Annotated in this window: 17 protein-coding genes; 14 read left to right on the forward strand and 3 right to left on the reverse strand. The window is 72.7% G+C overall.

Annotated elements, in window-relative coordinates; all coding sequences use genetic code 11:
* Positions 1-5: 5 nt before the first annotated feature.
* The 6 genes from ACFV9Q_RS01045 to ACFV9Q_RS01070 all read left to right on the forward strand — a co-directional run bounded on the left by ACFV9Q_RS01045 (position 6) and on the right by ACFV9Q_RS01070 (position 4,656).
* The gene (locus ACFV9Q_RS01045) at positions 6-512 is read left to right on the forward strand and encodes a hypothetical protein (RefSeq protein WP_377232763.1); all 507 of its coding nucleotides are present in this window, start codon (positions 6-8) and stop codon (positions 510-512) included.
* Positions 509-1,738 (forward strand): NRAMP family divalent metal transporter, encoded by a 1,230-nt coding sequence (locus ACFV9Q_RS01050; protein WP_377232764.1) that lies wholly within the window; start codon positions 509-511, stop codon positions 1,736-1,738. Before ACFV9Q_RS01045 ends, ACFV9Q_RS01050 begins: the two co-directional genes overlap by 4 nt.
* Positions 1,735-2,112 (forward strand): hypothetical protein, encoded by a 378-nt coding sequence (locus ACFV9Q_RS01055; RefSeq protein WP_377232765.1) that lies wholly within the window; start codon positions 1,735-1,737, stop codon positions 2,110-2,112. The genes ACFV9Q_RS01050 and ACFV9Q_RS01055 overlap by 4 nt, the downstream gene beginning before the upstream one ends.
* Positions 2,109-2,519, forward strand: a complete 411-nt coding sequence (locus ACFV9Q_RS01060; protein ID WP_377232766.1) for a PRC-barrel domain containing protein — start codon at positions 2,109-2,111, stop codon at positions 2,517-2,519. Before ACFV9Q_RS01055 ends, ACFV9Q_RS01060 begins: the two co-directional genes overlap by 4 nt.
* Before the next feature lie 7 nt (positions 2,520-2,526).
* The gene (locus ACFV9Q_RS01065; protein ID WP_377232767.1) at positions 2,527-2,973 is read left to right on the forward strand and encodes a DUF6098 family protein; all 447 of its coding nucleotides are present in this window, start codon (positions 2,527-2,529) and stop codon (positions 2,971-2,973) included.
* A 237-nt stretch (positions 2,974-3,210) separates the two neighbouring features.
* The gene (locus ACFV9Q_RS01070; RefSeq protein WP_377232768.1) at positions 3,211-4,656 is read left to right on the forward strand and encodes an MFS transporter; all 1,446 of its coding nucleotides are present in this window, start codon (positions 3,211-3,213) and stop codon (positions 4,654-4,656) included.
* Between the two features lie 61 nt (positions 4,657-4,717).
* Here the strand turns inward: ACFV9Q_RS01070 and ACFV9Q_RS01075 are convergent, their stop codons facing one another.
* The gene (locus ACFV9Q_RS01075; protein WP_377232769.1) at positions 4,718-5,518 is read right to left on the reverse strand and encodes an alpha/beta fold hydrolase; all 801 of its coding nucleotides are present in this window, start codon (positions 5,516-5,518) and stop codon (positions 4,718-4,720) included.
* Between the two features lie 101 nt (positions 5,519-5,619).
* Here ACFV9Q_RS01075 and ACFV9Q_RS01080 point away from each other — a divergent pair, with 101 nt between their 5' ends.
* Positions 5,620-6,033 carry a MarR family winged helix-turn-helix transcriptional regulator gene (locus ACFV9Q_RS01080; RefSeq protein ID WP_377232770.1) on the forward strand — a complete coding sequence of 138 codons (414 nt, stop codon included), beginning with the start codon at positions 5,620-5,622 and terminating at the stop codon, positions 6,031-6,033.
* Between the two features lie 28 nt (positions 6,034-6,061).
* Here the strand turns inward: ACFV9Q_RS01080 and metH are convergent, their stop codons facing one another.
* Positions 6,062-9,592: a methionine synthase gene (gene metH / locus ACFV9Q_RS01085; protein ID WP_377232998.1), complete on the reverse strand. Its 3,531-nt coding sequence runs from the start codon at positions 9,590-9,592 to the stop codon at positions 6,062-6,064.
* A gap of 142 nt (positions 9,593-9,734) precedes the next feature.
* On the opposite strand from metH, the gene ACFV9Q_RS01090 reads away from it, so the two are divergent.
* A complete protein-coding gene (locus ACFV9Q_RS01090) occupies positions 9,735-10,514 on the forward strand; it encodes an SDR family NAD(P)-dependent oxidoreductase (RefSeq protein ID WP_377232771.1) in 780 nt (259 codons plus the stop codon).
* A 243-nt stretch (positions 10,515-10,757) separates the two neighbouring features.
* Positions 10,758-11,600 (forward strand): DUF554 domain-containing protein, encoded by an 843-nt coding sequence (locus ACFV9Q_RS01095; protein WP_377232772.1) that lies wholly within the window; start codon positions 10,758-10,760, stop codon positions 11,598-11,600.
* A gap of 35 nt (positions 11,601-11,635) precedes the next feature.
* On the opposite strand, the gene ACFV9Q_RS01100 is transcribed toward ACFV9Q_RS01095, so the two are convergent.
* Positions 11,636-12,577 (reverse strand): LacI family DNA-binding transcriptional regulator, encoded by a 942-nt coding sequence (locus ACFV9Q_RS01100; RefSeq protein ID WP_377227454.1) that lies wholly within the window; start codon positions 12,575-12,577, stop codon positions 11,636-11,638.
* Positions 12,578-12,737: 160 nt separating this feature from the next.
* On the opposite strand from ACFV9Q_RS01100, the gene ACFV9Q_RS01105 reads away from it, so the two are divergent.
* The 5 genes from ACFV9Q_RS01105 to ACFV9Q_RS01125 are packed head-to-tail and all read left to right on the forward strand — an operon-like array spanning position 12,738 to position 17,638.
* Positions 12,738-13,559 carry an ABC transporter permease gene (locus ACFV9Q_RS01105; RefSeq protein ID WP_377232773.1) on the forward strand — a complete coding sequence of 274 codons (822 nt, stop codon included), beginning with the start codon at positions 12,738-12,740 and terminating at the stop codon, positions 13,557-13,559.
* The gene (locus tag ACFV9Q_RS01110) at positions 13,556-14,365 is read left to right on the forward strand and encodes an ABC transporter permease (RefSeq protein ID WP_377232774.1); all 810 of its coding nucleotides are present in this window, start codon (positions 13,556-13,558) and stop codon (positions 14,363-14,365) included. The genes ACFV9Q_RS01105 and ACFV9Q_RS01110 overlap by 4 nt, the downstream gene beginning before the upstream one ends.
* Positions 14,362-15,429, forward strand: coding sequence for an ABC transporter ATP-binding protein (locus ACFV9Q_RS01115; protein ID WP_377232775.1), 1,068 nt, complete (start codon positions 14,362-14,364; stop codon positions 15,427-15,429). The genes ACFV9Q_RS01110 and ACFV9Q_RS01115 overlap by 4 nt, the downstream gene beginning before the upstream one ends.
* Positions 15,426-16,517 (forward strand): PotD/PotF family extracellular solute-binding protein, encoded by a 1,092-nt coding sequence (locus ACFV9Q_RS01120; RefSeq protein ID WP_377232776.1) that lies wholly within the window; start codon positions 15,426-15,428, stop codon positions 16,515-16,517. The genes ACFV9Q_RS01115 and ACFV9Q_RS01120 overlap by 4 nt, the downstream gene beginning before the upstream one ends.
* Before the next feature lie 14 nt (positions 16,518-16,531).
* On the forward strand, positions 16,532-17,638 hold the full coding sequence (locus ACFV9Q_RS01125; RefSeq protein WP_377232777.1) for an adenosine deaminase: 1,107 nt from the start codon (positions 16,532-16,534) through the stop codon (positions 17,636-17,638).
* Positions 17,639-17,669 lie beyond the last annotated feature (31 nt).

The following is a 17,669-nucleotide window of genomic DNA, read 5'->3' on the forward strand; positions in this document are numbered from 1 at the left end:
CGGTGGTGCGGGCGCCAGGACGACTCCGGCTGTGGGCGGCGCGCGGCGCGGTCGCCGCGACCGTGCTCGCCGGGACCGCCTCGTGCACCGTCGCCAGCCACCAGGAGCCGGGGCAGGCGAGCGCGGCGGTCGCCGACGCCCTGTCCCAGGCGGGCTCGGCGGCCGAGACCACGCGGATCGTCGTCGAGCAGCTCTCGCGCGGCAGCCTGACCGCCCCCATGGCAGACACCGCTCTGCTCGACCAGCTCCGCGTGCTGGACGACGCAGAGACCGCGCTGACCACCCTCGTCCCGCCCGACACCACGACGTCCGACCAGCGGGCCGCGGCGCTCGCAGCCGTCGGCGACGTGACGGACGTCGTCGTGAGCGCGCGGGAGTGGGACGCGGCCCGCGCCGGTGGCGACCTCGACGGAGCGGACGCCGTGCCGCCGACGGTCGACGCGTTGCTCGCGGACCTGGCGACGGCCACCGACGCCGTCGAGAAGACACTGGCCGAGGCGGGTGGCCCGTGAAGAAGGTCCTGGGAGTCGCCCTCGGTGTCCTGACGGCCATCGGCGGTTTCGTCGACATCGGTGATCTGGTCACCAACGCCATCGTCGGGTCCCGGTTCGGGCTCTCGCTCGTCTGGGTGGTGGCGCTCGGCGTGGTCGGGATCTGTCTGTTCGCGAGCATGGCGGGTCGCGTGGCCGCCGTGAGCGGCCGCGCGACGTTCGAGATCATCCGCGAACGCCTCGGCCCGAAGGCGGCCGGCGCCAATCTCGTCGCGTCGTTCGCCATCAACCTCCTCACGCTCACGGCGGAGATCGGTGGTATCGCCCTCGCGCTCCACCTCGTCAGCAGCGTGGAGCCACGCCTCTGGATCCCGGTTGCCGCGCTGGCCGTGTGGCTGGTGCTGTGGCGCGTGAAGTTCCAGGTGATGGAGAACGTCGCGGGTCTGATGGGGTTGCTGCTGGTGGGCTTCGGCGTCGCGCTGTTCCTGCTCGGCCCTGACTGGGGTGAGCTGATGCGGCAGGCCGTGCCGCCTTCTCCGCCGTCCACGGAGCACCCGGCGGCGTACTGGTACTACGCCGTCGCGCTGTTCGGTGCCGCGATGACGCCGTACGAGGTGTTCTTCTTCTCCTCGGGCGCGGTCGAGGAGCGCTGGACGGCCAAGGACCTGACGATGAACCGTGCGAACGTCCTGATCGGGTTCCCGCTCGGCGGGCTCCTCTCGGTGGCGATCGCGGCGTGCGCGGCCGTGGTGCTGCTGCCCGCGGGGATCGAGGTCTCGTCGCTGTCCCAGATCGTCCTGCCGGTGGCGCAGGCCGGGGGAGTGCTCCTGCTGGCCCTGGTCATCGTCGGCATCGTCGCGGCGACGTTCGGCGCCGCGCTGGAGACCGCGCTGTCCAGCGGGTACTCCTTGGCCCAGTACCTCGGCTGGTCGTGGGGCAAGTTCCGCAGGCCGGCCCGCGCGGCGCGGTTCCACCTCACGATGATCGTGGCGATCCTGCTCGGCGTCGGCATCCTCATGACGAGCGTGGACCCGATCGCCGTGACCGAGATGTCGGTGGTCTTCTCGGCCGTCGCCCTGCCCCTGACCTACGTGCCGATCCTGGTGGTGGCGAACGACCCGCAGTACATGGGCCGCCACGTCAACGGCCGGGTGGTGAACGCGCTGGGCACGGTGTACCTGGTGATCGTGGTCGTGGCGGCCGTCGCCGCGATACCCCTGATGATCGCGACGGGAGCCGGGTCATGACACGCGAGCGGATCGTCGACGCCCGGCTGTACCTGCTCAGCCGGCAGGTGCTCGACGTGGACGGCGAGCCCATCCGCGCCGTCGACGACCTGGAGCTGACGGGGCCCGACGGTGCGCCGGCCCGGGCCGGCGCGGAGGTCCGCGTCGGGGCGATCCTGGTCGGCCCGGTCCTGTTCGTCCGGCTCTTCGGCGGGGCGGTCCCCGTCTCCCGGCAGCCCCGGATCGCGTGGCAGGACGTCGGCCACATCGGCACGGCGATCCAGCTCACCGTGCCGTCCGACCGCCTCGACGCCGACTGGGTGGAGCACTGGTTGCGCGACCACGTCATCGGCCGCATCCCCGGGGGACGCCACGACCCGGAGGCGACCCGATGAACGTGGGCGACCTGCTTGACGCGAGCGTCGTGGGGCCCGACGGTGCGACGCTCGGCGTCGTCGTGGACGTGCGGTTGGCGCTGGAGCTCGTCGACGAGCCGGACGACCAGCGGCGGGACCGGGAGGACCCCGAACCCCCGCTGAGCGCCCACGTCGCACCCGACGCGGTCGGTGGCGCCCGGTTGGTCGGGCTGCTGGTGAGCCCGCACAGCGGGGGATCGTTCCTGGGCTACGAGCGGACGAAGGTGCGCTCACCCTGGCCGATCGCCCAGCTGGTCCGCCGTCGCCACCGCGGCACGTTCCTCGTCGACTGGGCTGACGTCGCCGAGGTGCGTACGAGCGGCTCGCCAGTGGTCGTGCGCCTCGTCGCCGGCTTCACGAAAGGATCGCCCGAGCTGGGGGGGTGAGCGCGTCGTGACCAACCATCCCGCTGAGCCCTTCACGCTGCTCGCGGACATGCCTCGCCTCCAGACCCTGACAGAGGTCGCCGAGCTGGTCCAGCTCCTGGCTCCGGTGTACGTGCGCTTCAGCGCCGGACCCGAGGCCGACCGTGCGGCGGTCAGCCGCGACCACGAGAGCGGATGCCTGATGCCGGGGCTGAGCGTCAACCCCCTCACACCGGAACCCTGGTGGACGCGACCCGTCGAGCACTGGATTGCCCGCCAGCTCTATCAGTACGCCCATCTCATGGTCCAGGACCGCTTTCCTTGGCTGCTGACCGGCGAGGTCTCCGCTCGGGGCCCCGACTGTGAGCCCCTGCTCGTGGCGATCACGCCGGTCGCGTCGGTCGCCCCGTCGACCCTCGACCAAGCGATGTCGCTCTACAAGCAGGCTTTCGCCCCGGGAGCCGACGGCACCTGATGCGAGCTCGGCCGGCCCCGTCCACCCGGGCGCGCACGACCCGCTGCCGGCGACCGTGCACCACCTGGGACTGCGCTTCCGTGACGGTCGCCACAGCCGTCCGCGCTTACCGATCGGGCCTCGCGTCGTCTAGGTTGTCCTCCGTCTGACCGACGACAGCGTCGGGTCTGGTCGAGTGCCGATGAGCGCCGATCGGGGCTGGAAACCCCGGACGTCCCCTCGTCGAAGGACACTCCCTTGACCTCGCCTGCCCCGGCCGCGCCCGCGCGGCGCTGGTGGATCCTCGCCACCGTCTCCCTGACCCAGCTGCTCGTCGTCCTCGACGGCACGATCGTCAACGTCGCCCTGCCGAGCGCGCAGACCCACCTCGGGCTGTCCGACACCGCGCGTCAGTGGGTCGTCACCGGCTACGCCCTCGCCTTCGGCGCGTTCCTGCTGCTCGGCGGGCGCATCGCCGACTTCTGGGGCCGCCGCCGCACCTTCGTCCTTGGCCTCGTGCTGTTCGGTGCCGCCTCCGCGTGGGGCGGCCTGGCGCAGTCCGGCGCCGAGCTGCTCGTCGCCCGCGGTGTCCAGGGCGTCGCCGCGGCGCTCATGGCGCCCGCGGCGCTGGCGATCATGACCGTCACGTTCCCGCACGGGCGTGAGCGCAACACGGCCTTCGCGATCTTCGGCGCGGTCGCCGGCGCGGGGTCCGCCGTCGGGCTGCTGCTGGGCGGCGTGCTCACCGAGTTCCTCAGCTGGCGGTGGTGCCTGCTGGTCAACGTGCCGTTCGTGGTGGCCGGCGTCGTCGCGGCGCTCGTGCTGCTGACCGAGAGCCGCGCCGAGGGCGACCGCCGTTATGACGTGCTGGGCGCGGTGACGGTCAGTACCGGCCTGGCCGCGCTCGTGTACGGCCTGACGCTCGCCGAGGAGTCGTGGACGTCGGGGGCGACGCTGGGCATGCTCGCGCTGGGTCTGGTCCTGCTGGCGGCGTTCGTGCTCGTCGAGTCCCGGTCGAACCACCCGCTGCTGCCGCTGCGGGTGGTTCGGCACCGGGCCCGCGCCGCGGCGTTCCTGCTCCAGGCGATCACCGGCGCCGTGATGATCGGCGCGATGCTGTACCTGACCTTCCACCTGCAGATCGTGCTGGGCCTCAGCCCGCTGCTCGCCGGACTGGCGAGCCTGCCGATCACCGGCGGCATCATGGTCACTGTCCCGTTCGCGACGAAGCTGCTCAACCAGATCGGCCCGCGTCGGCAGCTCATCTTCGGCCCGCTCATCAGCGCCCTGGGCGTCGCGTACCTCAGTTTCATCACCGTCGACGGCAGCTACTGGGCCGAGGTGTTCCCCGGCGTCCTGGTCATGGGCGTCGGCATGGGCTTCACCTTCGTCCCGCTGCAGAACCTCTCCCTGCTCGGCGTCGCCCCGCACGACGCGGGCGCCGCTGCGGCCACCGCCAACGCCTCCAACCAGGTGGGTGGGTCGATCGGTCTCGCGGTCGTGACGGCCCTGTACGTCGCGGTCACGGCGAACGCCGCCGACCCGGGCTCGGCCCAGGCCACGGTCGACGGGTACTCCGCCGTCCTCCTCGCCGCGGCGGGCATCCTCGTTGCGGCCGCTGTGGTCGCCGCGGCGCTGATCGGCAAGGACGCCATGAAGGAGGCGGCTGCCTCCGAGCAGGCGCCGCTCCTGCACGTGGGCTGACGGCAGGGATCACCCCGCCGACGCCGCGCAGGGCCGTGCCGCGGTACTCATGTCGGGGTGCTCATGTCCGGGAAGGGACGTGGTCGGCGACTGCGTCGAGGAGTTCTTCGGGCGTCTCGACCTGCGGCAGGTGGCCGGAGCGGGGGAGCACGGTGAACTTCGCCGTCGGGATCGCCGCGGCGTAGGCCTGGCCGTACCCGGTGCTGACGATCCCGTCGCTCTCGCCCCAGACGACGTGGACGGGCAGGTCGTCGAGCGCGCGGAGCCGCTCCAGCAGGGTGGGATCCGACATGGTCGGGCCGGCATACGAGACCAGGGCCTGGAGGTCCGGGCCCGGCCCGGTCCCTGCGGCGGTGGGCGGGGCGGGGGCCTTGCTCGGGTCATGGAAGGACAGCTTGCTCAGGTCGGCGGGCGTGAGGCCGGCGACGCTGGTCGGGGGGTACTGCTCGACCTCGATACCGATGCCGTCGATGATCACTGCACAGCTGACCCGGGGGCTGCCCAGCAGTGCGATCTCGGCGGCCAGCCAGCCGCCGAACGAGTTGCCGATCACCGTGACGTCGCCGAGGCCGAGCTCGTCGAGCAGGGCGACGTAGGCCGCCGCGAGCGTCCGCGTGGAGTCCACCCCGGGCACCCGCGGGGTGCCCGCGAAGCCGGGGTGGGTCGGGGTCAGCACGCGGGAGTGCGTGCGCTGGGCGAGCAGGGCGGCGAAGCCCGTCATCGTCGCCGGTCCGCCGCCGCCGTGCAGGAGGAGGTAAGGCTGGGTGTGGTCGCGGTCGTCGAGGGTGATCACACCGCCGGCGGCGGACGCGCTGAGAGTGCGGGCGGGCCGCGGGCTGAGGGCGGGGACGGTGTCGCTCATGGCGTGCTCCTTGTGGACTAGGCTGTCTAAGGAACCTTATATAAGTATCTTTAGTTTGCCTAGGGAGGGGAGCGTCGCCAGTGGTGGGTTACGCTGCGTCGGTGTCACCGTCGCTCCAGGAGATCGGCCTCGCCGTGAAGCGGCTGCAGTGGCGCCACCACCGCGAGGCCAACCGTCGGCTGGCCGAGCACGGACTCTCCCTGGTGCAGTGGGACGTTCTCCGGCATCTGCACCAGCACCCGGACGCCACGCTGCACACGCTGGCGAACCTGACCTTCCAGACCGACCAGTCGATGGGCACCCTCGCCAGGCGCATGATCGAGCGAGGCCTGCTGAGACGGGCCGACGGGCCCGGCCGGGCCACCCGCCACGAGCTGACCGGCGACGGCGAGCGCGCCTTCGAGGCCGGATCGCTCGTCGTCGAATCCGTCCTCGCCGAGACCATCGGCACGCTGTCCGAGGCCGAGCAGGCCGTCCTGCACGGACTCTTGACCAGGGCCGCCGGTCCGCGGTGACGGTGCCGGACGGCCACTACCGCGGCCGTCACACAGAGAAGTACTTCGCCTCCGGGTGGTGGAACACGAACGCGTCCGTGGACTGCTCCGGGTGCAGCTGCAGCTCGTCCGACAGCGTCACCCCGACGCGCTCCGGCCGCAGCAGCTCGACGACCTTGTGCCGGTCCTCCATGTCGGGGCACGCCGGGTACCCGAGCGACATCCGCGCCCCGCGGTACTCCAGCTTGAACATGCCCTCCACGCTCTTCGGGTCCTCGTCGCCGAAGCCCAGCTCCGAGCGCACCCGGGAGTGCCAGAACTCCGCCAGCGCCTCCGTGAGCTGCACCGACAGGCCGTGCAGCTCCATGTACTCGCGGTACTTGTTGGCCTCGAAGAGGCGAGCGGTGTGCGTCGAGACCGTGTCGCCCACGGTCACGAGCTGCACCGGCAGCACGTCGAACCGCCCGGTCTCCTCGACGAAGGACCGCGGCCGGACGAAGTCCGCCAGGCACAGGTGCCGGTCGCGCCGCTGCCGCGGGAAGTGGAACCGCAGCCGCTCGGTGCCGACCTCGCCGCCGGAGCCGCCGTCGGGTGCCCCGATCCCGTCGAGGTCCCCGTGGTGCGCGACGACGACGTCGTCCCCCTCGGACCACACCGGGAAGTACCCGTACACCACGGTCGGGTCCATGATCTGGTCGGTGCGGATGCGGTCCATCCACTCCGCGAGCCGCGGGCGGCCCTCGGTCTCGACGAGCTCCTCGTACGAGGCGCCGTCCTCGGAACGGCCGGGCTTGAGGCCCCACTGACCCATGAAGGTCGCGCGCTCGTCCAGGAACGCGGCGTACTCGGAGAGCTGCACGCCCTTGACGATCCGCGTGCCCCAGAACGGTGGCTCCGGCACGGGGTTGTCGGCGGCCACGTCGGAGCGGGCGGGCAGGTTCTCGGGCGCCGTCTGCGTCACCGTCACCACGCCGTGCCGCCGCTTGCGCAGCGCGGGCAGGCCGACGTCGTCCGGCGAGGCGCCGCGCGCGACCCGCACGAGGGGCTCCATGAGCCGCAGCCCCTCGAAGGCGTCCTTGGCATACCGCACCACGCCCGGGAACTGGGAGGCGAGGTCGTCCTCGACGTACGTGCGCGTCAGCGCGGCCCCGCCTAGCAGCACCGGCCAGCGCTTCTCGAACCCGCGGGAGGCCAGCTCCTCCAGGTTCTCCTTCATCACCACGGTCGACTTCACGAGCAGCCCGGACATGCCGATCACGTCGGCGTCGTGCTCGATCGCGGCGTCGATCATGGCGCTCACCGGCTGCTTGATGCCGATGTTGACCACCGTGTAGCCGTTGTTCGTCAGGATGATGTCCACGAGGTTCTTGCCGATGTCGTGCACGTCGCCGCGCACGGTCGCCAGCACGATCGTGCCCTTGGACCCGTTGTCGCCCTCGACCCGTTCCATGTGCGGCTCCAGCAGCGCGACGGCGGCCTTCATCACCTCCGCCGACTGGAGCACGAACGGGAGCTGCATCTCGCCCTTGCCGAACAGCTCGCCCACCACCTTCATGCCTTCCAGCAGGTGGTCGTTGACGATGTCCAGCGCCTTCATCCCGGCGCCGAGCGCCTCCTCGATGTCCGGCTCCAGCCCCTTGCGGGCGCCGTCGATGATGCGCCGCGCCAGCCGCTCGCCCACCGGCAGGGCCAGCAGCTCCGCGGCCCGCTGGTCCCGGATCGCCCCGGCGTCCACGCCCTCGAACAGGTCCAGCAGCTTGGACAGCGGGTCGTACGTCAGGTTGCCGTCGGCGTCCCACTCGCGCTTGTCCCACACCAGGTCGAGCGCCGTCTGCCGCTGCTCGTCCGGGATGGAGGACAGCGGCAGGATCTTGGCCGCGTGCACGATCGCCGAGTCCAGCCCCGCCTCGGTCGCCTCGTGCAGGAACACCGAGTTCAGCACCGCGCGCGCCGCCGGGTTCAGGCCGAACGACACGTTCGAGACGCCGAGCGTCGTGTGCACGCCGGGGTACTTGTGCGTGATGCGCCGGATCGCCTCGATGGTCTCGATCGCGTCGCGCCGCGTCTCCTCCTGGCCCGTGGCGATCGGGAACGTCAGGGCGTCGACGATGATGTCGTCCACCCGCATGCCCCAGTCGCCCACCAGGGTGTCGATCAGCCGCGACGCGATGGCGACCTTGCCGTCGGCGGTCCGCGCCTGCCCCTCCTCGTCGATCGTCAGGGCGACGACGGCGGCGCCGTGCTCCACCACCGCCGGCATGATCCGCCCGAACCGCGACGTCGGCCCGTCGCCGTCCTCGAAGTTCACCGAGTTGACCACGCCGCGGCCGCCCAGCAGCTCCAGGCCCGCGCGGATCACGGCGGGCTCCGTGGAGTCGATCACCAGGGGCAGCGTGCTTGCCGACGCGAGGCGGGAGACGACGTCCCGCACGTCCGCGACGCCGTCGCGCCCCACGTAGTCCACGCACACGTCCAGCAGGTGCGCGCCGTCGCGGGTCTGGGCGCGGGCGATGTCCACGACGTCGTCCCAGCGGGCCTCCAGCATCGCCTCGCGGAACGCCTTGGACCCGTTGGCGTTGGTGCGCTCGCCGATCGCCAGGAAGCTCGTCTCCTGCCGCAGGTCCGTGGCCGAGTACAGCGAGGCGACGGCGTTCTCGCGCACCGGCTCGCGCGGCGCCACGGGCTGCCCGCCCACGGCCTCGACCACCAGGCGCATGTGCTCCGGGGTGGTGCCGCAGCAGCCGCCCACCAGGCCCAGGCCGAACTCGCGCGCGAACTGCGTGTGCGCGGCGGCCAGCTCCTGCGGCGTCAGCGGGTAGGACGCGCCGTGCGGCCCCAGCACCGGCAGGCCCGCGTTCGGCATGCACGCCACCGGCATCTGGGCGTGCTGCGACAGGTGCCGCAGGTGCTCGCTCATCTGCTCCGGACCCGTGGCGCAGTTCATGCCGATCGCGTCGATGTCCAGCGCCTGCAGCGCCACCAGCGCCGCGCCGATCTCCGAGCCCATCAGCATGGTCCCGGTGGTCTCCACCGTCACCGACACGATGACCGCTACCCGCTGCCCGGTCTGCGCCATCGCCTGTCGGCAGCCCGTCACCGCGGCCTTGGCCTGCAGCAGGTCCTGGCTGGTCTCGATCAGCAGCGCGTCCGCGCCGCCCTCGATCAGGCCCGCCGCCTGCTCCGCGAACGTGTCGCGCAGGTGCTCGTACGTGGTGTGCCCCAGCGACGGCAGCTTGGTGCCCGGGCCCATCGAGCCCAGCACCCAGCGCGGCCGGTCCGGCGTCGCGTGGGCGTCGGCCCGCTCGCGCGCGATCCGGGCGCCCTCGCGGGCCAGCTCGCGGATGCGGTCGTCGATGCCGTAGTCCGACAGGTTCGACCAGTTGGCCCCGAACGTGTTCGACTCGATCGCGTCGACGCCCACCGCGAGGAACGCGTCGTGCACCCCGGCGATCAGGTCGGGCCGCGAGACCGTCAGGATCTCGTTGCAACCCTCCAGCCCCTGGTAGTCGTCCAGGGTCGGGTTCGCCTCCTGGATCATCGTGCCCATCGCGCCGTCGGCCACGACCACGCGCGTGCGCATCGCCTCCAGCAGGGCGGCGGAACGCTCGGCGAGCGAGGGCGGGGCGGCGGGCAGTGCGGTCACCCGGGCAGCGTAAGCCTTGGCCGGACGACGACGCCGTGCGTGCCCGGCAGGCGGTCGCCCCGCGGGTATCGTCCCCGACATGACGACGCACGACTACCTGACCACCCTCTTCTCCCTGGAGGGTCGCACCGCCGTGGTGACCGGCGGCAGCTCCGGCATCGGCCGGGCCATCGCCGAGGCCCTCGCCCAGGCCGGGGCACGCACCGTGCTCCTGGCGCGCGGCGCCGACCGGCTCGAGGAGGTCGCCGCCGGCCTGCGCGAACGGGGCTGCGCCGTGGAGACCGTCGTCGCCGACCTCTCCAGCCGCGACGGCATCCGCGCCGCCGCCGACGGGATCGTCGCGGCCGCCGGCGAGCCCGACATCCTCGTCAACAGCGCGGGCATCAACCTGCGCCCCCACCTCGGCCAGGTCGACCAGGAGACCTGGGAGGTCACCATGACCGTCAACCTGGAGGCGCCGTTCATGCTCGGGCAGCGGTTCGCGCCCGGCATGGCGGCCCGCGGCTTCGGCCGGCTCATCCACATCTCCTCGCAGCAGGCCCACCGGTCGTTCGTCGACAGCGGCGTCTACGGCGTCTCCAAGGGCGCCCTCGAGTCGCTCGCCCGCTCCCAGTCCGAGGCCTGGTCCGCGCGCGGCGTCACCGCCAACACCCTCGTGCCCGGGTTCGTCCTCACGCCCCTGAACCAGCACCTGCAGGACGACGCCGAGAAGGTCACGGCGCTCGCCGCCCGCACCACCGTGGGCCGCAACGGCGTGCCCGAGGACTTCGAGGGCGCCGCAGTCTTCCTCGCCAGCGCCGCCTCGGGCTACGTCACGGGCCACTCGCTGTTCGTCGACGGCGGCTTCTCGGTCCACTGAGCCCGGGCCGCGGTGCCACGCCGTGACGGGCCTCCCCGGCGCACGGCGTCGGACGACATCGCCGGTCCGGGGAAAGACTTACGCAGCCGAAGGGGTAACGGAGAGGTAGCACTGCTACCTGCTCGTTACCCTCCCGGCCGCGAAGGCTTCCTCCCGGAGGCGTGCCTGCCCGGCCGCGCCGGCGGACACCGACTGCTGGGACGGTCGAGCGGCGGGAACGCCGTGCCGCAGTAGGCTCGCGCGGTGAACGTCGACTTCCCGGGCCTGGGCACTCTTGTCAACGTCGGGACGATCGTCGTCGGGTCGCTGCTCGGCATGGCGGTGGGGCACCGGCTGCCCCAGCGCACCCACGCGGTCGTGACCGACATCCTCGGCCTCGTGACCCTGCTGGTCGCCGCGCTGTCGGCGTTCGCGGTCACCGACGCCGCGTTCGTCTCCGCCACGGGGTCGGGCGCGCCCGTGCTGATCGTGCTCGGGTCCCTGCTGATCGGCGGGATCGCCGGCTCGTTGCTGCGGATCGAGGACCGCCTCGAAGGCCTGGCCGGCACGATCCAGGGCTGGCTGGCCCGCCGCTCCGACGCCCGGCGCTCGGGCGGCAGCCGCTCGGGCGGCCGGCGCACCCCGCACCGTCCCGTGCTGATCGACGAGACCGAGACCGGTCAGGACCCCGCGGCGCGCGAGCGCTTCATCGAGGGCTGGCTTACCGCGTCCCTGCTGTTCTGCGTCGGGCCGCTCGCGATCCTGGGATCGCTGTCCGACGGCCTGGGCCGCGGCATCGACCAGCTCCTGCTCAAGTCGGTGCTCGACGGCTTCGCGGCGCTCGCGTTCGCGTCGTCGTTCGGCGTCGGGGTGCTGCTCTCCGCGGTGTCCGTCGGCGTGGTCCAGGGTCTGGTGACGCTGGCCGGGGTGCTGCTCGGGTCCGTGCTGCCGGACGCGCACATCGCCGCGCTCACGGCCACGGGCGGCCTCATGCTGGTGGGCATCGGCCTGCGGCTGCTGCACCTCAAGCAGATCCCGGTCGGCGATCTGCTGCCGGCCCTCGTCGTGGCGCCGCTGCTCACGCAGCTCGTGATCGTGCTGCGCTGAGCGCGCGCCCGGGCCCGAGCACCGGGCGGCCGGCGTCAGCCGCGCACCGGCACCGGCAGCCGCACCTGACGGCCCGGCTCGTCCTGCCCGTCGAGCTGCCGCGCCAGCAGGTCCATCGCGGTGCGGCCCAGCTCCTCGCCGTCCACGTCGATGGCGGGCGTGTGCTCCAGGCCGAGCGCCTCGATGACCGTGGGCTCCGTGCTCACCACCAGGTCGCGTGGCACCTCGACGCCGCGCGGGCCCAGCGCCAGCAGCAGCCCCAGCCCGATGGAGGTCGCGTACGGCACGACGGCGGTGGCGCCCGTCTCCAGCACGGCCGGCGTCACCTCGACCCCCGCGACGAACGTGGCCGGGCGCGGGCCGAGCACGGTGAGCTCGGCGCCGGCCTGCTCCGCGGCGTCGCGCACGGCGGCGGTGCGCTGCCGGTCCTGCCAGGAACCCTCGGGGCCGCCCACGTAGACGATGCGCCGGTGTCCCTCGGCGGCGAGCCGCTCGGTCAGGGCGCCGAACGCCGTGGCGGTGTCGGCCACGACCGACGTCATCCCGTCGATCTCGCGGTCCACCAGGACGGCGGGCTTGGCCGCGCCGATCCCCGCCACGAGCGTGTCGGTGCCCCGCGGCGCGACGACGAGGAACCCGTCGACCTGCCGGGACAGCCGCTCGACGGCGTCCGCGGAGTCCAGGGCGTGCACGGCCACGGTGAGCTGGAGGCCCGCCTCCTCGGCGCGCGCCTGGGCGCCCGCGATGATCGGGGTGAAGAAGGTGTTGTCCAGGGTGGGGACGACGATGGCGATGATGCCGGTGCGCCCGCGCGCGAGCTCGCGCGCCGCGCGGTTGGGCACGTAGCCGAGCCGGGCGGCCGCGGCCACGACGCGCACCGCGGTCTCGGGGGCCACCAGGCCGCTCCCGTTCAGCGCGCGCGACGCGGTCGCCTTGGAGACGCCGGCCACCGCGGCGACGTCGGACAGATCAGGCACCGTACCTCCTTGGTCGTTGCGCACACTCTAGACGGCCGATGCAACCGTTTCCGCCCGCTCTGCCCGTGCGCGTAACAGGAAGTTAACGCGCGATTGCAGGAGCACGGCCGCACATGCCTTAGGGTCCGATGGAACCGGTTCCATCAACGAAAGACGGCTCGTGCGAGCACGTTCCACACTTCTGCTGCTCCTGCCGGGGCTGGCGTTCCTGCTCGTCGGGTTCCTGCTGCCGGCGGTCGCGATGCTCTTCGCCCCGCCCGGCGTGACGTTCGCCCAGGTGATCGAGCGCATGGGCGCGATGCTCACCGACCCCTACGACCTCGGCATCATCTGGCGCACCGTGCGCATCGGCCTGATCGTCACCGCCCTGTGCGTGGTGCTCGGGTTCCCGATCGCCTCGCTGCTGGCCCGGTCGCAGTCCCGGTGGGCGGGCGTGCTGCTCGCGCTCGCAATCTTCCCGCTGCTGCTGAGCAACGTGGTGCGCACCTTCGGCTGGCTGGTGGTGCTCGGCTCCAACGGCGTCATCGGGCAGCTCCTGACCGGCCTGGGCATCGTCGAGAAGGCACCCCAGCTCCTGTACACGGAGCTGGCGATCGTGCTGGGCCTGGTCCAGCTCTTCCTGCCGCTGGCGGTCATCACCTGCTACTCCGCCGTCGCGCAGGTCGATCCCGGACTCGACGAGGCGGCCCGGGGCCTGGGCGCCAGCCGCACCCGCTCCTTCTGGACCATCCTGGTGCCGCTCTCGCTGCCCGGCATCGTGGTCGCGGCCACGCTCGTGTTCGCGGGCTCCGTCACCGCGTACACCACCCCGTACCTGCTCGGCGGGTCCAGCCAGCGCATGCTCTCGACCCAGCTCTTCTCCTACGCGAGCGTCACGGTCGACTGGGCGGCGGCGTCGGCCACGGCGATCGTGATGACGGTGCTGGTCTTCCTGGTCTCCGGGATCTCGGCGTTCGTCGGCCGGAAGGGAGCCACCTCATGAGCCGGACCCCAGGTCTGCGCCACCCCGTGGCCGGCACGCTCGCCGTGGCGGGCTACGTGATCATGATCGTGCCCATCCTGTTCGTCGTGGCCACGGCGTTCACCGCCGGCAGCACGCTGCGCTTCCCGCCCGAGGGGCTGTCGCTCAGGTGGTTCGGCGAGGCGGTGGCGTACTCGCCGTTCACGGAGGCCGTGGTCTCCAGCCTGGAGCTGGCGGTGCTGTCCACCGCGCTGGCCCTGGTGCTGGGTGTGCCGGTCACGCTCGCCATCCACCGCGGCCGGATCCCGGGCAAGGGGCTGCTGGAGGGCCTGTTCCTGTCGCCGCTCGTGGTGCCGGAGCTGGTGGTGGGCCTCGCGCTGTACCAGCAGCTCATGATCGGCCTGCACCTGGACAACTTCACCACCCTGCTGCTGGGCCACACGGCGCTCCTGCTGCCCTACGCCGTGCGCGTCACGGGGGCGTCCCTGGCGCTGGCGGACCCGGCCCTGGAGGAGGCGGCGCGCGGCCTGGGCGCCTCGCCGCTGCGGGCGTTCGTCACCGTGACGCTGCCGATGTTGCGTCCGGGCCTCATCTCGGCGGGCCTGCTCGGCTTCGTCACCTCGTTCAACAACGTGCCGCTGTCGCTGCTGCTGCAGACCCGCGACTTCCGGACGCTGCCCGTCACGATGCTCGACTACGTCCAGCAGAGCTACGACCCGATGGTCGCCGCCGCGTCCACGCTCGTGCTGGCCGCGACCGTCGTGGTGGCCGTCGTCGCGGAGCGCACGGTCGGCTTCGCCAAGATCTTCGGAGGAATCAACCGATGACCACCCCCGCCGCCGAGCTCGTCGGCGTCTCCCAGCGGTTCGGCAGCTTCACCGCCGTCGACCAGATCGACCTCCGCATCCCGCGCGGCCGCCTGACCACGCTGCTGGGCCCCAGCGGCTGCGGCAAGACGACGACGCTGCGCATGCTCGCCGGCTACGCCTCGCCGACGTCGGGCCGCATCCTGATCGACGGCCAGGACGCGACCCGCACGCCGCCGGAGAAGCGCGACCTGGGCATGGTCTTCCAGTCCTACGCGCTGTTCCCGCACCTGACGGTCGCCGACAACGTGGCCTACGGCCTGACGATGCGCAAGGTGCCCGCGGCCGAGCGGCGCCGCCGGGCCGGGGAGGCCCTGGAGCTCGTGGGCCTCGGGCACCTGGGCGACCGCAAGCCCAAGCAGCTCTCGGGCGGCCAGCAGCAGCGCGTCGCGCTGGCCCGTGCCATCGCGATCCGGCCGCGCCTGCTGCTGCTCGACGAGCCGCTGTCCAACCTGGACGCGCGGCTGCGTGTGCAGATGCGCGCCGAGATCCGCCGCATCCAGTCGGAGACCGGGCTGACCGTCGTGCTCGTGACGCACGACCAGGACGAGGCCCTGGAGATGTCCGACGAGATGGTGCTCATGCGCGCCGGCAAGGTCGTGCAGACGGGCGCGCCCCGCGACGTCTTCCCCGCGCCGGCCGACCGGTTCGTCGCCGAGTTCCTCGGCTACGAGAACTTCCTGACGCTGGCCGACGGCCGCGAGGCCGCCGTCCGCCCCGAGCACCTGCGCATCGTCCCGGCGAACGCGCCCCTGGACGGCGTTGCCGGCGGCACCGCCGACGGCGACGTCGTGCTCGACGCCGTCGTGGCCGACGTCGCCTACCGCGGCGTCGACCTGCTCGTGACCCTCGACGCCACCGACCCGGCGGGCGCCCCCGTGCGCCTGCTGGCCGACCACCGGGCCGACCACACCGTTACCGCGACCGGGCCGGCGCCGTCGGCCGGCGACCGCGTCCGCCTGCTCGCGCCCCGCGCGCGCCTGGCCCTGCTGACTGCCGAACCCGCAACCGAAGGAATCTCATGACGCACCACCTCCCCGCCCGCCGCGGCGCTGCCGCCCGCCGCGCCACGACGCTCGCCTCCGGCCTCGCGGCCACCGCCCTGCTGGTCGCCGGCTGCTCCGCCGGGGACGACGCCGCGGCCGAGGACACGATCGTCGTCTCCACGTTCCCGTTCGGCGTGGAGGAGTTCCAGGAGGCGGTGATCGACCCGTTCACCGCGAAGACCGGGATCAAGGTCGAGGTGGAGACCGGCTCGAACGCCGACCGGCTCTCGCAGCTCCAGGTGGCGGGCGACGACTCCGGCATCGACGTCATGCTGATCTCCGACTACTACGCCGCGCTCGGCCAGGAGACCGACCTGTTCCAGGAGGTCGACGCCGCGAAGGTGCCGTCCCTGGACGAGGTCGCCGACTTCGCGCTCGAGGACGCCTACGCCGGCCCCGCCTACAGCTACCAGCTCAACGGGACCATCTACTCGACCGAGGCGCTGTCGGCGAAGGAGGCCGCGCAGTGGGACCTGTACGGCGACGACGAGTTCGCCGGGCGCCTCGCGCTGCCGGACATCTCGGTCACGGCCGGCCAGCTCATGGTCTCGGGCGTGGGGGAGACCTACGGCGGCGGGCCGTACGACATCGACACCGCGCTGGAGACACTGGGCGGCTGGGCCCCCGGGATCCTGCAGTTCTACTCGTCGTCCACCGAGGTGACGAACCTGCTGACGCAGGGCGAGATCGTCGCCGCCGACTCCCTGAGCGGCTTCGCGACCGACCTGGTCGCCTCGGGCGAGCCGTACGCCTGGACGCCGCCGGCCACGGGCCGGTACATGGCCACCAACCGCGCGATGATCCCCGCCGGCGCCCCGAACGTGGACGGCGCGCACCAGTTCATCGACTACCTGCTCTCGGCCGAGGCGCAGACGAAGTCCGCCGAGCTCGTGGGCGACCTGCCCGTCAACCCCGCCGCGACCGTGCCGGACTCGATCGCGGCGGTCGTGGGCGACATCGCGGCCGACCCGGTCGCGGCCGGCTACTCGACGCTCGACCCCGCGGAGCTCGTGCCCACCCGGGGCGAGTGGGTGGACCGGTTCGCCCGTGAGGTGACGGCCGGCTGACCGGGCCCGACACCATGACGAGCACTGACACGAACACTGAGACCGGCACCGCGCTCGACCGCATGCCCAAGGTCGACCTGCACTGCCACCTCATCGGCACGGTCCGGGCGAGCACCTTCGCCGAGCTGGCCCGGCGGGAGGGCCTCGACCTGCCCGCCGAGCCCGAGCGCATCTACGCGGACATCAACTCCCTGCCGCCGGACCCGGAGCTGTACCGCGACACCCGCATCCCGGTGCCGCAGGGCCGCAGCGCGGACGAGCCCGAGGTCTCGTACTCGCTGTTCCAGGCCTCCCGCTGGGTCACGCAGGTGCTGCGCGACGCCGACGACCTCACCAGGATCACGTACGAGGCCTTCGAGGCGGCGCACCGCACGAGCGCGACGCGCCACCTCGAGGTGTCGTTCGACGCCGTGCCCGAGCACCTGGCCTCCCTGGGCTACCTCGGCTCCGTCGAGGCGTACGCCGAGGGCATCCGGATGGCGGAGCGCGACTTCGGCATGTCGGGCCGGCTGATCGCCGCGATCGACCGGTCCGGCTCGGGCGAGGACGCGCTGGAGCGCGTGCGCACCGTCGTCGACCACCCGCACGAGTACGTGGCGGGCATCGGCCTGGACAACCTGGAGACGGCGGGCCCGCCGGAGCGGTTCGCGGCGGCCTACCGGCTCGCCGGGGAGGCGGGCCTGGGCCGCACGGCGCACTCCTCCGAGCACGCCCCGGTCGCGGTCAACACGATCACCTGCCTGGACGTGCTCGGCTGCGACCGCATCGACCACGGCTACTTCGTCCTGCAGGACGACGACGTCGTGGCGCGGGTGCGCGACGAGCAGGTGCCGTTCACGGTCATCTCCACGACGTCGCGCCGCTCCTGGCGGCCGTGGCGTCGGGCGTCCATCGCCGCGATGCTGGAGGCGGGGCTCAACGTGATCCCGGCGTCCGACGACCCGGGGATGTTCCCCACGACGCTGGCCGGCGAGTACCGCATCCTGGCCGACGACCTCGCGGTGCCCGACGACCGGCTGCGCCAGATGGCGCTCGCCGGCGTCGAGGCCGCGTGGCTGCCGCCCGTCGAGAAGGCGGCGCTGCGCACGCGGTTCGAGAAGGAGCTCGCGGACCTCGCCTGAGGTTGCCGGCCCCGGCCCGGCCCGCCGCACC

The organism is Promicromonospora sp. NPDC059942 (assembly GCF_042731755.1).
Lineage (GTDB): Bacteria > Actinomycetota > Actinomycetes > Actinomycetales > Cellulomonadaceae > Promicromonospora.